At 42.8% G+C, this 14,226-nt stretch carries 12 protein-coding genes; all 12 read right to left on the bottom strand.

From position 1 onward, the window contains the following. Positions 1–49: 49 nt before the first annotated feature. The 12 genes from FS818_RS08100 to FS818_RS08045 all read right to left on the bottom strand — a co-directional run bounded on the left by FS818_RS08100 (position 50) and on the right by FS818_RS08045 (position 14,216). On the bottom strand, positions 50–2,764 hold the full coding sequence (locus FS818_RS08100) for a family 78 glycoside hydrolase catalytic domain (RefSeq protein WP_145331215.1): 2,715 nt from the start codon (positions 2,762–2,764) through the stop codon (positions 50–52). Further along, positions 2,765–3,751, bottom strand: a complete 987-nt coding sequence (locus tag FS818_RS08095) for an alpha/beta hydrolase (protein ID WP_260989808.1) — start codon at positions 3,749–3,751, stop codon at positions 2,765–2,767. Between the two features lie 251 nt (positions 3,752–4,002). Continuing rightward, positions 4,003–5,307 carry a UDP-glucose dehydrogenase family protein gene (locus FS818_RS08090; RefSeq protein WP_145331211.1) on the bottom strand — a complete coding sequence of 435 codons (1,305 nt, stop codon included), beginning with the start codon at positions 5,305–5,307 and terminating at the stop codon, positions 4,003–4,005. Beyond that, a complete protein-coding gene (locus FS818_RS08085; RefSeq protein ID WP_186375438.1) occupies positions 5,304–6,449 on the bottom strand; it encodes an NAD-dependent epimerase/dehydratase family protein in 1,146 nt (381 codons plus the stop codon). The genes FS818_RS08090 and FS818_RS08085 overlap by 4 nt, the downstream gene beginning before the upstream one ends. After that, complete coding sequence (rfbF, locus tag FS818_RS08080; RefSeq protein WP_145331207.1) at positions 6,431–7,201, bottom strand: glucose-1-phosphate cytidylyltransferase; 771 nt, start codon at positions 7,199–7,201, stop codon at positions 6,431–6,433. Before rfbF ends, FS818_RS08085 begins: the two co-directional genes overlap by 19 nt. Further along, positions 7,198–8,292, bottom strand: coding sequence for a Gfo/Idh/MocA family protein (locus tag FS818_RS08075; protein WP_145331205.1), 1,095 nt, complete (start codon positions 8,290–8,292; stop codon positions 7,198–7,200). Before FS818_RS08075 ends, rfbF begins: the two co-directional genes overlap by 4 nt. Continuing rightward, positions 8,244–9,434, bottom strand: a complete 1,191-nt coding sequence (locus tag FS818_RS08070; RefSeq protein ID WP_145331203.1) for a radical SAM/SPASM domain-containing protein — start codon at positions 9,432–9,434, stop codon at positions 8,244–8,246. Before FS818_RS08070 ends, FS818_RS08075 begins: the two co-directional genes overlap by 49 nt. Positions 9,435–9,491: 57 nt before the next feature. After that, positions 9,492–10,586, bottom strand: a complete 1,095-nt coding sequence (locus tag FS818_RS08065) for a radical SAM protein (protein ID WP_260989807.1) — start codon at positions 10,584–10,586, stop codon at positions 9,492–9,494. After that, a complete protein-coding gene (locus FS818_RS08060) occupies positions 10,549–11,715 on the bottom strand; it encodes a UDP-glucuronosyltransferase (protein ID WP_145331201.1) in 1,167 nt (388 codons plus the stop codon). Before FS818_RS08060 ends, FS818_RS08065 begins: the two co-directional genes overlap by 38 nt. Positions 11,716–11,765: 50 nt before the next feature. Further along, positions 11,766–12,881 (bottom strand): ATP-grasp domain-containing protein, encoded by a 1,116-nt coding sequence (locus FS818_RS08055; RefSeq protein ID WP_145414309.1) that lies wholly within the window; start codon positions 12,879–12,881, stop codon positions 11,766–11,768. 221 nt (positions 12,882–13,102) lie between these two features. After that, on the bottom strand, positions 13,103–13,345 hold the full coding sequence (locus FS818_RS08050; RefSeq protein WP_145331197.1) for an acyl carrier protein: 243 nt from the start codon (positions 13,343–13,345) through the stop codon (positions 13,103–13,105). Then, the gene (locus tag FS818_RS08045) at positions 13,335–14,216 is read right to left on the bottom strand and encodes a class I SAM-dependent methyltransferase (protein ID WP_145331195.1); all 882 of its coding nucleotides are present in this window, start codon (positions 14,214–14,216) and stop codon (positions 13,335–13,337) included. Before FS818_RS08045 ends, FS818_RS08050 begins: the two co-directional genes overlap by 11 nt. Positions 14,217–14,226: the final 10 nt, after the last annotated feature.

Here is a 14,226-nt window from a genome sequence, read left to right as displayed (position 1 = left end):
GAAACGTTCAACGTTAGCATAACGACAGTCTAGGGTAGATTTAGTCTTGTCATATGATACAAGTAAAGGTTTCTGCACCATGGAATGAATGCTCCGTACCATCTGGAAGCTTAACAATTGCTGATGTCCCTACAGGTAATTTAGCTTTTAACAAAAATTGATGCTCCTCAATATGCCATTCGATCTCAATCAATCCCTGCTTGGTTGCCACACTACCCTTCGCCCAGTCTAGTTTACCAATGTGCGGTTCAATTCTAATGGTAGTTGCTCCCGGATCAGCGGGTGTTACACCTAGAATAGTAGCCGGGAATTCAGCCAGTGGAACAGCACTCCAAGCATGACAATCGCTTCTTGGATTCACTTCCATCTCTGGAAGCGTCGTCAAACCTTGTGAAGCGAATACACGCCAGCGATCCCACAGTCCAAATATTTTATGCTGTAGCCCCACTTTCTTTAAAGCTTGAATCATTAAATACGAGAACGGCAGCGTTACCCGGTGAATTTGCTCTTCCAGTGTGCGTTCCATCAGTCGTCGGGCTTCTTCTCCTTCGATTGCTCCTGCAAGGATCGATATAATCTGAGTGTGCTGACTATATATCTCCAGCCCAGGCATGTCGCGAAATAACTGACGTTCTTCTGACCAGGCAAGCTTTCTCAAGGCATTACACACTTGTTCTGCTCTCGATTCCATTGTTGATGCAGCTTGACTCCAGCCTGTAGCATGTAATAATGTTGCGGATTTCCTTAACGCTGCTGCATACATGAAACTCAGCAAAAACATGGGACGATCCACGCTCTCAGGCGGCGCACCGAGCGGCCATGCGTCAACCCAATCGAAGTAGGTCCAGTATCGGTTTGAAGTAACACCAACGATTCCGTCATCCGTTAACCTTGTATGAAACCAATCCATTAATTCAATGATGGCAGGCCGATATTGCTCCACTAATTGCAGGTCCCCATTAAACTCAAAATGCTCTGAGATCATATCTACCCAGTAAAGTGAAAAAGATGGAATGACTTGAGGCTCAACCGACGGGAAACGTGCCTGAAGTAATCCGGAAGGTTGTCTCGAACGATAAAAATCTTCTATGGTTCGCCTTGCCATTCTGTCATCGCCGCTAACATTATACGTAAACAGCATCATGAGTCGACTATCCATCGCATACTGGAGTTGTTCGTAATAAGGGCAGTCTTCATAAGTTTCATGCATACACAGTTGTAAAGTTCGAACGCTAAGATCCCAAATTTTGTTAAGTTCTTGATCTGAAGATTCAAATTTCGCTTTGACTTCTAATGGATATCTGGATTCTCTGTATGACAACTGCATCAGTTCAAGCGGGGCATCTTCTGTTTCTATTTCCAAACGAACGTAACGGAACGTTCTGAACCAGAAAGGCTCGTAGATCTCATCCGTAACCGTGTCATTTCCTTGTCCTGCAACAATATAGGTATCAAATTCGCCCATTAACTGTCCGGTGCTGTCTTCTCGATCTCCTTTTTTTCGTTGTATTTCAGTGCTCTCGTGAGATTCATAACACTCCGCGGCCATTAATCTTACTTTAGCATCTCGGCCATTACGCATCCGTATGTTGAGATAACCGGTTGTCAATTTCCCGGCATCAAGATCCACCTGGATTTTATGTCTGCTTGGGATTACCAGCGATGATGTGTTATCAAGCGTATTTTGTAGAAACTGTTCAGTCTCTTCGACTCCAACTCCCGCTGCTTTTGTTACTTCTATAAATTGTTTTTCTTCTTCGTACATAAATGGTATGGGTCGAGGTAACAAGTTCCATGGACTAAGGATCCCGGCGAATCCATGTGTTTCGGCGAATGGGACAGCATGTTCCCAGGTAGAATCATCGTACTCGGGGAACTCCCAGCCTTGCGGTGCGCCTTTCCCTTCTACTTCTTCTACGCCTCCCATCCAACGGATAAGCTGTTTAGGCACATGCCTGTATCCGAGATGACGATAGGTACGCCAGTTTGCATCAGAGTGCAGTGACATTAATTCAGTGCCGGTTTCGTCTCGTAATGAGGCCTCTACTAGCAGGCCAGCAGACTGTGAGCGCCAAACGGAAATAGGCCCTCCCTCTCCAATTTTGAAAGGTTCCATCGCAGGATAACGGAGAACCTTTACTGAAAGTACGTTGTTACCTGTAATTAGATGTTCACTTACATCTACGGATTCGTAATATGTAGTGTGCATATCCCCTTTACAAGGACCGATCGAAACGGATTTACCGTTAACATAAAGTCTGTATCTGCTGTCTGCAGAAATATCAATCATCAATTTGGGTGATATCGATTCATCGATGTGGAAACTTCTTCGGAAATATACAAGGTGATGCTCGGTATTTGCCTGCTCCTCGGGCTGCCTGACATCCCATATCCATTTCCCTTTCCAGTAGCGGTTCTCCTGAACAGAAGCTTCACCATACTGCTGAAGCTTCTCGTTTAAGGAAGCCCCTCTCCCTTTTTCACCCGAGAACTGAACAGTACCCATGTATGGTAAAGAGATTGATCCAGTACAATTTTGATGTTGAAAAGTAAGTTCGATGTCATAAGACTGACCTGATGGATCTATTCCTTTAGCCGAAAGTACGTTTTCATTCAAACGAACCTGTTCAAAAGAAAGGTTTAGATTCATTGGTTCCGTTTCTACTGCAAGTTGAACGACTCCGCTTTTATCTTTAGTGATTGTAAACACGGCATAAAACTGTAGGTAGGGCGTCTTAATGGTTCCATTCCATAATTCATGCATTCAATTAACTCCATTCTTTTTTAATTCTTCTTCACATAAAAGCCTCAAATCAGCATGAATTGACTGTAATATTTCTTTGGATATAGGTGAATGTGGAAATGAAGAAAGCATTTTAAGAGTAAAGCCTTTGGTATAATCAAGGTACGGAGACTGTACCAGTTCTGGAAGATATCTATCCAGTATTGATCTAGCCTTCTCATCACTCAACATATCGCCCAGAGTAGAAAATGATCCCCATTGGGGATTCGTTGTAATAAATTGTCTTTTCTTCAACCATTCCTCGCACAAAACTGGCCAATGCTGCGCCTCAAGATGATCTTCTGCCAAGCCAATTCCATGCATGCCACTTTCGAACAGATGTAATGCAAATGGAATCTTGTGCTTACGAAGTCCATTTGCGAACAGGAGACTGTTTTCCAAAGGTACACCGTTATCTTCAACCGTATGCCATAAAAACGCCGGTGGCGTATCTGCAGTAATCTGCTTTTCGTTGGATAATAGATTCAGTAGATCGGGATCTGTTTGCCGTTCTCCCAAAAGTGCTTCTCGGCTGCCTGTACTGGTAAATTCATCGTTCATTGTGATGACTGGATAGCCAAGAACCATGAGGTCAGGACGACTGCTTTGCTTAAGGATTGAATCATTAGAATGAGGATTTCCGAGATCAAAATGGGTCCCTACTGTTGATGCAAGGTGACCTCCCGCGGAGAATCCCATGATGCCAATCCTTTTTGAATCCACATTCCATTCAGATGCGTTTGCTCTAACAAGACGGATGGCTGTCTGAGCATCCTCTAACGGAGCAGGGTGTTGGTGTGGAGATACTCTGTAGTTCAATACAAAAGCCGAGATACCAATACGGTTGAGCCACAATGCGACTGGCTCTCCCTCATGATAAGCTCTTGTGGAATAAGCACCGCCTGGACAGATAATCATGGCAGGGTAAGAGTTATTTCCTTCTAAGATATATGGTGTCAGCAAATCCATAGTCATTCGCTCCTAGCATGTGATGGATCTATGATATAAATTTTAGCGGACAGATTTGGTTCGGAAAATAACTATATCTTAAGGTCTAATAATTCAATCTGAACTAGTTGTTATATTTCACAATCATGATGTAGTGACTGAATGTTATCATAAAAAAAAGGCACCTCTCTGGAGAAGTACCTTTAATCTATATTATCCGCGAGACATGTCGTTCGCTTCGCAACGGATAAACATGTTATAATGCTCCGTTATTAAACACTATATAAAGCAGGTTCTTTGTTTGTTAGCATATACCTTGCATCTATTATCCGAATGTCGTTTGCATGATCGGTTAGAGTCTGAAACTCTGGCCAGGCAGTAACAATGACACAAATATCACTACCTGCTACGATTTCATCCAGGGAGTTTGCCATCTTTAATGGAAGACTGTAGTGCTCTTCAAAATTCCTCATAGCCATCGGATCATAAGCAGAGAGATTGGTGCATCCCTCATCCAGAAGTGCTTCGATAATCCCTACTGCGGGGGAGTACCTAACATCATCGCTGCCAGGTTTAAAAGCTAAACCGAGTATGCCGATTTGTTCATCCCGGTGTTTTAGTCGTCCGATTACTTTTCTGACCGTATGTTCAGATATATCAAGATTTACTTCCATAACAGCGTTCAATATCTTAGCATCGACACCATATTGACTTGCCGTATTTTTCAGAGCAAGAGTGTCCTTAGGAAGACAATATCCTCCAAATCCGCAGCCGGGATAAACATAATTAACCATTCCAGCCGGAGAACCTGACCACCGTTTATCCATGTGTAAGAGATGGAATAACTCAGGTATATTCACCTGTCCTATATGTTCTGCAATGAGTGCCTGTTCATTTGCGAAGCTGATCATCGTTGCGAGCAATGCATTGGAAGAAAATTTGAGCATTTCTGCTGTTTCTGCGCTCACTTGGGCATATGGCACAGAAAAACTTTCATAAAGCTTTACAAGTAAATCTGACGTTATCCCATCTAATTCACCTATGATGATCCGATCAGGATGCATAAAGTCATCCCAAGCGTTACCTTCTCTCAAAAATTCCGGATTGTATGCCAAGCCGATGTCTTGTCCAACTCGAAGTCCGCAATCCTCTATAACTGGCTTGATCTTGGTGCGCATCGTGCCTGGGGGAATAGTTGATTTGACTATGATGCTTGGATAAGGATCTTTAGATGAAAATCGACATACGTCTTTAACCACATTAAGCAGCATAGACAGATCAAGACCTGTCCCTTCAAGGTAAGGAGTACCAACACATATAAAAATCATTTTAGCATCGGAAAGGGATTCCTCCAGACTGTCACACAGTACTAAATTTTCATTCAAATGTTTGTTCAGCATAGTGGATAAACCTGGCTCATGAAATGGAAGTTCTCCCTTGCTCAATTCTATTGTTTTATAGATATCCGAGTCATATGCCTTTACCGAATAGCCTTTTTCCGCAAACCCCAGCGCGGCAGTTAGTCCAACAAAACCTAATCCAACAACAGTAATATTTATGAAATCTCGCTCATTCATCTTCCCACCCCGCAGCTGATCAAGTAACGCCGAATTCCTTGTTCTAATCCGATTTCAGGATTAAAACGCAGTATTTGTCTCGCTTTTTCAATGCTGGGGCATCTTCGTTGTGGGTTATGAGTCAAATAATGGGGATCAGCTGATTCTTGATATGTAAGTGCAGGAAAATACCCTGTTAGTTCCCTTGAACATTCAGCAAATAGTTGTGCCAGCCGGAATACGCTGATTTCTTGGCAATCGGCTCCAATATTAAATACATCAAATTCAGAATGAGTGATCACTTTAAAATACCCCACGATGGCATCGGCGATGTAACAATACGTTCGGGTTGGCGTACCATCGGATAGAATATCAATTGCTCGCTTTTCTATAATCGCTTTTGCAAAGTCAGCAGCAACTCTCTGATCACTCAGCTCAAGCCCGGGACCATAATTGTTGAAGGGGCGAACAATACGCACCGGGAGCTGATGCTCTTGATGATACAATGAGCAAATCGTTTCTCCCATCCGTTTGGACTCATCATAACAAGCCCGCGGTCCAATGGTAGCAACATTACCGTTGTATTGTTCTGAGGTTGGTATATGCCCTGGATCGGGATTACCATAAATCTCGCTGCTTGAAAAATATAATATGCCTTTCGGTTGGTGAGACAGACAACTATGTAAAAGGCGCTGCAGGCCAAATACATTAGCTTCCAGCGTACGCAGCGGATACTTCCGGTAAAATGATGGTGATGCGATGGATGCCATGTGAAAGATATAATCAGTCTCTGAGATATAATCAGAAAATGAATCCGTAGTCACGTCAAAGACAACTGCAGTCACGGGCTCTCCTACGGCCTGAAGTCGTTCAAGCCATGTAGGAATTCCTTTAGGAAAACGATCCAAAACAGTAATATGTTTAATCGGTGTGCCTGACCTGTTTATATGTAAAAGGGCAAGCACGAGGTAGTAACCAATAAACCCTCCACCTCCGGTAATTAAAAACCGACATCCTGAGAATAAATATCTCTGCTCCAATTTTTGAGTTATATAGTTCAAGTCTTCTTCAATGATTTCATTTCCGAAGAAACCAGGCTGCCACTTAAGGTTGAATGTACGAGATTGGTCATATTCTATTGAATCTAACCCCATATTTTCCATGGTGCATTCCCTTCCTCCCATAATTGTTCCAATTCCTGTTTGTCCCGAATCGTATCCATACACGCCCAATAACCTTCATGATAATAGGCCATTAATTGCCCCTGATGAGCAAGTTCTGGTAATACATGGCGCTCTAACTCTGTCTGATCTCCATCGATATAATCCAATACCTCTGGTTCCATAACAAAAAAACCTGCGTTTATCCATTCGTCAGATAACTGTCCCTTCTCTTGAAAGGAAGTTACTGTACGATCCTGACATTTCATTATGCCAAAGCGGGCTTTGGGTCTAACTGCTGTTACGGTTACAAGCTTGCCATGACTTTTATGGAAGCTGATCAGCTTATGAAGATCGATATCTCCTATACCGTCGCCATAAGTTAACATAAAGGGTTCACCGTGTAGACGCTGTTTCAATCGCGCTATTCTTCCCCCGGTCATTGTGGCTTGTCCCGTATCGATTAGATTGATTTTCCAGTTCAGTTTGGTTGCTGTTAGTAAATCGGTTTGATTTTGATCCAGACTCACCGAGAAATCGTTATATAAAAACGGGTAATCCAGAAAATACTTTTTAATATTATTAGATTTATATCCCAGAGCGAGCTCAAACTCGTGAAACCCCTGCGAACTATAGATATGCATAATGTGGCACAAAATGGGCATGTCACCGATCTCAACCATAGGTTTAGGGCGTACTCTCGTTTCCTCTGCAAGTCTTGTACCTAAACCTCCACATAGAATCACTGTTTTCATTCGAAGTGACTCCCTCCGTTTCCGGTTTCGCGATTCATTGCTGCGTGTTGCTGTGCATAATCCATAATCGTTTGATGCCATTTCATTCGTTCAATACTTAAATATCCTTCAGCTTGTCCATCATCTGGGTGAAGACAGCGTTCGGCGAATTCCTGTAGTTGATTTACATAATAATTCATGGGTTCAAATTGTTTTAAAAAAGTATGCGGATTAGAATCATTCAGACGAATTTTCAAGCTGTAGAAACCTGTTAATGGTCTGAAAAAGTTCGGGACAACCACTGTTGCCCGCTCAAAATAAAGCGTATGCATGGCTTTATATGGGAGCTCAAATGAAGTCAAAACACTCGCTTCCAACCCATTACCATATCGAAGTTTGGCATGAAACGTCCAGTCACAGCCATCCGGGCCATCAAAATTAGAAAAAGCTGAAGCTTGACTTCCTTCTAGACCTACAAGATGCTGTATCCATTGAAGCCAGTAACAACCAAGGTCATTAAAGCAGCCTCCGCCCTTGAGTTTCACACTACGATAATTATCACGATGACTATTGGATGCTGGAATGCTAATACGGGTTTCTGTCCGATGTAACAAGCCGTATTGACCGGAGTTCACAATGGCTTTGAGAGCAGATTGCCAGGGGTGATGTGCAGTTATTATCCCTTCCATGAAGACGAGTGAATGAGATTGATTCAGGGCACTCGCAAGTTGTCGGGCCTCCCCTTCCCCTAATCCTGCAGGTTTTTCTACAAGCACATGTTTGCCAGCCTTAAGTGCACGTAAAACCCATTCCATATGGAGATCATTGCTAAGTGCAATATAAACGGCATCAACATGAGGATGCTCCAGTACCTCCTCAAGAGTGTGCAGGACATGGGGTATGGAATATTGTTGGGCCAGGTGAAGTGCCTTCGAGCGGGTACGATTAGCTATGGCTACTACTTCCACCTGTGGTACATAAGGGATGACATCCAAAATAGCACGGCTAACAATAGCTGCACTGCCAAGTATGCCAAGCCGGCAAGTTTTTTTGTTGAGCTCGTTCATATATGAGTCAGCGACGATGAGCCATGCAGGTATAATACATTGCATTTTGAACAGGCGGGTGACAACTGTTTTCCTAATGTGGTTCGTATTTGATCATAAGCTTTGGAATGCCAAATATTCGATAATGATTGATCATGCAAGTTGCCTACAGAAAATTCGGAGAAAAACTTACAGGCACTTACATTGCCTGTCGGTGTAATATCTGCTCTTGTACTCAGTGCCAGACAATTCGAAGCACAGCGTGAAGTCATTGAACGACCACTCACGAAATCTTCGATTTCATCAAAGTCCAGTCCAGGCTGGTATCGAATCCGTGTTTTCCATGTATGTTCATTAATTGCCCTGAGATCCATCATTAGTGCTGGGATATGTTCGGGTTTGATGTGATATTTAAAAGCATGCCAGCTGCTGCGGTGCTGCTGGTCCATCGGATGAAGCCAATTGAATTTTTCCTGAAAAAAGGTATCCATTTCTGCCGATGTTTCATGCGAGATATACCATGGAAAGCATAATAAAACCAGATCAATCCCTTTTTCTTCAAAGAATTTCATTAATGGATGTAGTTGACCAATCATACTGTCGTTAATGACCGTGTGTATCGATAGTTTCCCCTGAAACTTTCCTTCTTTACGTAGTTCCATCAGCCGGTCGATCTGTTTCATCACTTTGTCAAAGGATCCTTTTCCACGTATCAGATCATGTTCTTTCTCAAACCCTTCAATGGCAATAAGTAACTCAAGGTGAGGTGAGATACGACACAACTCATCTTCAAACTTCTCGATCAGGTATGCGTTAGTACAAATCGTTGTTTCACGGGGGTCTTTTTCAAGAAAGTCGAGAATACCACGAATATCCCGGTGGAAAAGCGGCTCTCCACCCCATAAATATAGTCTGGACTTCGTATTATGAGTTTCTTCCAATACGCGCTGAAAAACAGCAAGGTCCATGTCCATATTTTGTTCCGTTTTGTCCATATCGTGATGATAGCCCGACTCATTCCACTGGTAACAGTGCTTGCATCGCAGATTGCATCGATTGGTCAGTTTCAATGCAACCACTTCGGGCATGTCCAACTTAAACGAAGGGTTTAGCTTTCGCTCTCTATGCGGAATAACCACATTTCTCATCGTCCGTTTCAAAATCTCAAATGATTTATCATCCATTTCTACCCGACTGTTAGGCTGCATCATATCTCTTCCTTTCAGACTGAGATTTTGTTAAAAACTTGGCCGCGTTTTTGCCTATTACGGTTTTTCGTTATAAAACAGGCAGCATCCTTGGCATATAGGCAAAAGATGCTTTCGAAGATAACGCCGATATTGCTTGTACTTTTCCCCTCTCCAGATCGTAGCAATGCTCTCGTCATTAACGTTGCCCAGCGTAAGATCATAATAAGCATGACAGGACGTAACATCACCTCTGGCGTTAATTTCTGTACTGATCCACGGAAAAGGGCAGCGTTTTTTGATATGCGTCATCGAATGCCAGTTAGCGGTGAAGTATTTCCTGATGTTATCTTCTGACATCTGTTGAGGATACGTATTCATATATTTGTTATTTTTTTCGCAAAATTCAGCTAGACGTTGAACTTGCTTCTCAATCAGACCCGCATCCATGTCAGAAAAAATGGCTGGATCAGAGATAAATCCTTTGGATAGAGGTGCCTCTTGTACTCCAAATTCTTTTCTGAGAATCCCGCTATACTGTTGATGGTTTTCCTCCGTTATATAAGCCTGCAGCTCAATACTGATGCAGTCCAGCTTGGAGATATCAATGGATTCAAAGAAAAATCGTTCCAGATGCCGGTGATTTGCAGGTGTAACGACCGTACTAATACCGATCTGCGGATACGCACTTCCTGCTTGTTCTCTTAAGGAAAGCAGTTTGTTGATTCCGCGAATAGCTTTTTTAAACACACCCTTACCACGCTGAGCATCATTAATTTCTTCCGGACCATCAAGTGAAATCCATATCCGTTCAGGCGGATACTGAATTAACATCTCTGCATGTTTCTCCAAAAGCGTTCCATTCGTCGGAAAATGAACTTTGCTTCCTGCTTCATGAATGGCCTGAAGGATTTCACCAATTTGAGGATGCAAGAGAGGTTCCCCTCCGTAGAGCTCGTAGTAAGGTTGGGCGGGTTTACAGGTTGCGATAATATCACGAATCACATCAATGCTTAACTGGTTTAAAACCTTATACTCACGATAAGGGCCTTTCTCTCCCCATTCGTAACACATTCTGCATCGAAGATTACAGCTCTCCAGCAGTTGTAAAAAAACCCACTTGGGTAATGAGACATCAAGCTTTGGCATGGTTATTGTGGATTCGATCTGCATGTAATGCCTCCTTCTCGGAATGAATGAAGCGGCTCATATATTCTGTGGGATAATCTTGAATCTGTTCTCGTCTAGAGATCAGATTATGAGCAAGTTGTGCCAGTAGATTTTTGGAGTAGCCTTGCTCAGCCCATACGTTGTACGGTATGCCAAACCCATTTTCCTCCCAGATGGATGCATTACGCTTCTCATGCTCACCAAATGGTTCAAGCATAATGAGTGGTGTGCCTGATGCTAAAGAATCCATCAAAGCCCCTGCACCAGGCTTGGATACAACCGCCATGGCTTGGCGAACCAATCCATAGAGTCCGTGATGCTCAAAGGGAGTCTTGTAAACAAAAGGTTTACCAGAATCCGTAACAACGTATGGAGGAAATGTATGCATACCAGACTCGTCTCTGAACCATGTGCGCCAATGAGGATCATTCATTATATAGCGTAAACCTGGCGTATTTGAAGGGAAGACCTCTTCTTCTGTGTATGCTACAATATCCAAGTCATACCCATGTTCAGTGTCCAAGAGCTGACGAAGCTTTTCCCTGAAGGTTCCAATGCCCCATCCTCCTCCATGAATAACGAGACGACTTGCGCGTTCTTTGTATGGGACCGGCGGCTTGTCATCCACATTGAGTCGATACATCATCTCAAGCCTGTTTGGATGATACATCGGAACTTCCCGATAAAATGAGGCATAGTTGGGATTAAGCTTCAGTAATTGTTTCCATGAGGGAGATAGACTGGAGTCCACATACAACAGATCCACGTCAATTTCATCCTTTGTTCGTTCACGCAGCATATTCAGCACGTGGACCCAGTGCCCGGACAACACGATAAATCGAGTACGTCCTTCCTTCAGCCACTGGACAAGTAGAGACTCTACTGCAGCGAAGTTTAGACTTTGGCGAATGTCTCCAGGTATTCGTTGTGACGCAAGAGCGACAGCGAAATTTTCACGATAAGCCTGTCTGTTTTGGTCTGTTTTGAACTGCTTATCTTCCTCCATCACGTTTTCAAATACTTCAATGCAGGTTTCCAGACCGAGTTGTTGTAACCTTCTAGCGATGAGTAACCCCGGGATATAGAAACCCAATCCAAAACCGGAACACAATATAGTAATCTTTTGACCCATTCGCACCGTCTCCCCTAGCATAATAAGCTTGGAATCCCGACAAACTTGGGTTACGTAATCAAGTTTAGCCCGGAATCCAGCAATGACTGGTTAACTCCGGCAACTAGATTTTGCATATGCTGCTGGCTCTCGTAAATGACTGCAAAATAAAGTCGTCCCATGGTACGTTCATTCAAATTATGATTTGTCAAAGAAGATATAAGTGTTCCCGAGGAGAGTGGCAAGATGCCCATTCCCCTCTCTTTGGTGTACAAGATCTGCTGTTGATTTAAATTTTGAAGCAAGTGCTCATATTGGAAACGGGCAGGAACTTCGAGATTGAACTGTACCAGGCTACTATGCAGCTGTGGATTGCTAATTAAGCTATCTACACCGTGTTTAATTAAACTCATGGATTTTCGGGCATTTATTTCAACCAGAGGCTCTATTGAACCATCTTGTAATATCATAGAGTCGATACAAACATCGCCAAAGTAGCCGTCCTGGTATAATAAACTTCCGATTTCTAACATTTGATCCGTGTAACCTGAAGCATACAGATGCGCTTTAAACGATTCACTCATCGTATGTGAAGCACCGAATGCGTATCCATGATTATCAAGTTGTTGAAAAGAAACGAGTTGAACCTCGCCCGATTCATGGATATAAAGTTGGCAAGAGAAATCAAATTTACGATCCAGTAGAGGTTCTACGACAAAACGAATCAACTTTTCCTGTGCAGCTTGCTTATCCAGATACTTGATCAAACGAAGCAAGGCTTTTTCGGAGTGAATGACGAAATTCCCTTTTCCGGACACACCAAACTCATCCTTTAATAGCACAGCTCCGTCACAAAGCATTTCTCTGGTGATCGCAAGTAGTTGTTCCCTCCCCTCGACGACTCTGCCGACATTCGGCAGGTTCAGCCGATCGCGCATTTCAAGTGAGTACGATTTAGCATTAATTCGCTGTACAATATTTTGCTCGGGATAATGGGATGCAAGATGATACTTTTGTGCAAAAGCTAGTGTTCCAGGTATTGCCGCAAACGCTTCCAAGGTTGCTTTTTCCAAAGAGAAGCAAGATAGTAGTTGATCCGTAACATCAGAGAGATTCATGATTTCAAAGACATTTAAGTGATCTATTTCGCTCTCCCTTTCTGCGGTAAACCATGGATTTCGATTCATATGGATGTCATATCCGATCGAGCGAATGTAATCATGTTGAACGGAGTCCATAACATGGCGCGTAAGCAACAAGTCTCCGGTTTTACAAAAGACAAACAAAAGCTCGTCCATGGAATCAGTAATCTTCTTTGTTTGTATATTTTGTATGGCAGGAATAGAAGCAAGACGGGAATCGCGCCAGTACCGCTCTGCTTCAAATGATCCACAATGTAGAGCAAAATTCATACGCTGGCCATCTGATGGATGAATTGCGAAAATTTCCGCACGGATTGCAGATGCTCCAGACTGAAATGATCAAAATCAACTTCAATATCGAACTCTTCTTCAATACGTAAAATAAAATTGATAATATTCAGTGAATCCATTCCTGCATCATGAGTTAGATCAGAGGATTCGTTCAGCTTGTTAACCAGGCTTGGGTCTTCCTTGATTTCGGCTATGATCTCAATAATTTTAGTTGTCATTTTTTACAGTCTCCCTTTTTCGTAGTACCACCACGATATCCGTCTGGGGTACAAATAAATTGTAATTCGTTACATGCACTTGTCTCGTTTCGGTCACGGATTCAATCTTTAATTCAGGAGGAAGACAGCGCTTGATGTGAGTAATTAATGTTTCTTTGGTAAATCTCCAAATTACACCATCAATCGAAGAGTTCGCCATATAACCGCCGTCCGTTACAGAACCTGAAAGAGACTTGAGCACAACCGGGTCCGCAATAATGATGGATCCACCGTCACGTAACAGTCTGCAGCTCTCTACGAAGGCTTTTTTGTGATAACGAATGTGATGAAAGCTTCGTGCAAACAAAATCATATCGCAGCTATGATCTGGTAAAGGAGTCGGCTTATCAATGAAGGCATGAATATAAGAATCAAACCTTCCCCACTTCTTTCCAAGTTTTAGTGCATTTAAATTCGGATCCATGTTGAGGAAACGAATATCCTTCTGCTTGCGAAGGTACTTGTTCAATAAACCTGTACCACAGCCCACCTGAAGAACATCGCCCCTTAAAGGGGGTAAAACTTTATAGACATTACGAGGAATCGGGAAATTTTGAACGTACATGGCTAATTCGTAGAAAATCGGATAACGCTCTTGCAGTCGAACCAATTTACTGGTGTAGAAAGGCTTCCGCTTTTTGTGACGTTTAAAGTCCCATTTGTTCAAATAGTAGACGGGGGATAATAACAAGAACAGAATAATAAAGACTCCTTGGACGCCATAAATTCCAAGTTTGCTAAAGCGATCATTGGACTTATGAGGCATCATTTGTTCAGAAGTATCGAAAATGATCACTCCCCTCTCACAACTTATAAGTGGTGTAGAACTCAATTCTAGCAAG

Origin of the sequence: Paenibacillus xylanexedens, from assembly GCF_007680605.1 — a bacterium.
Taxonomy (GTDB): domain Bacteria; phylum Bacillota; class Bacilli; order Paenibacillales; family Paenibacillaceae; genus Paenibacillus; species Paenibacillus xylanexedens_B.
Note: the sequence above shows the minus strand (reverse complement) of the source record. Positions and strands in the feature narration are given on the sequence as shown.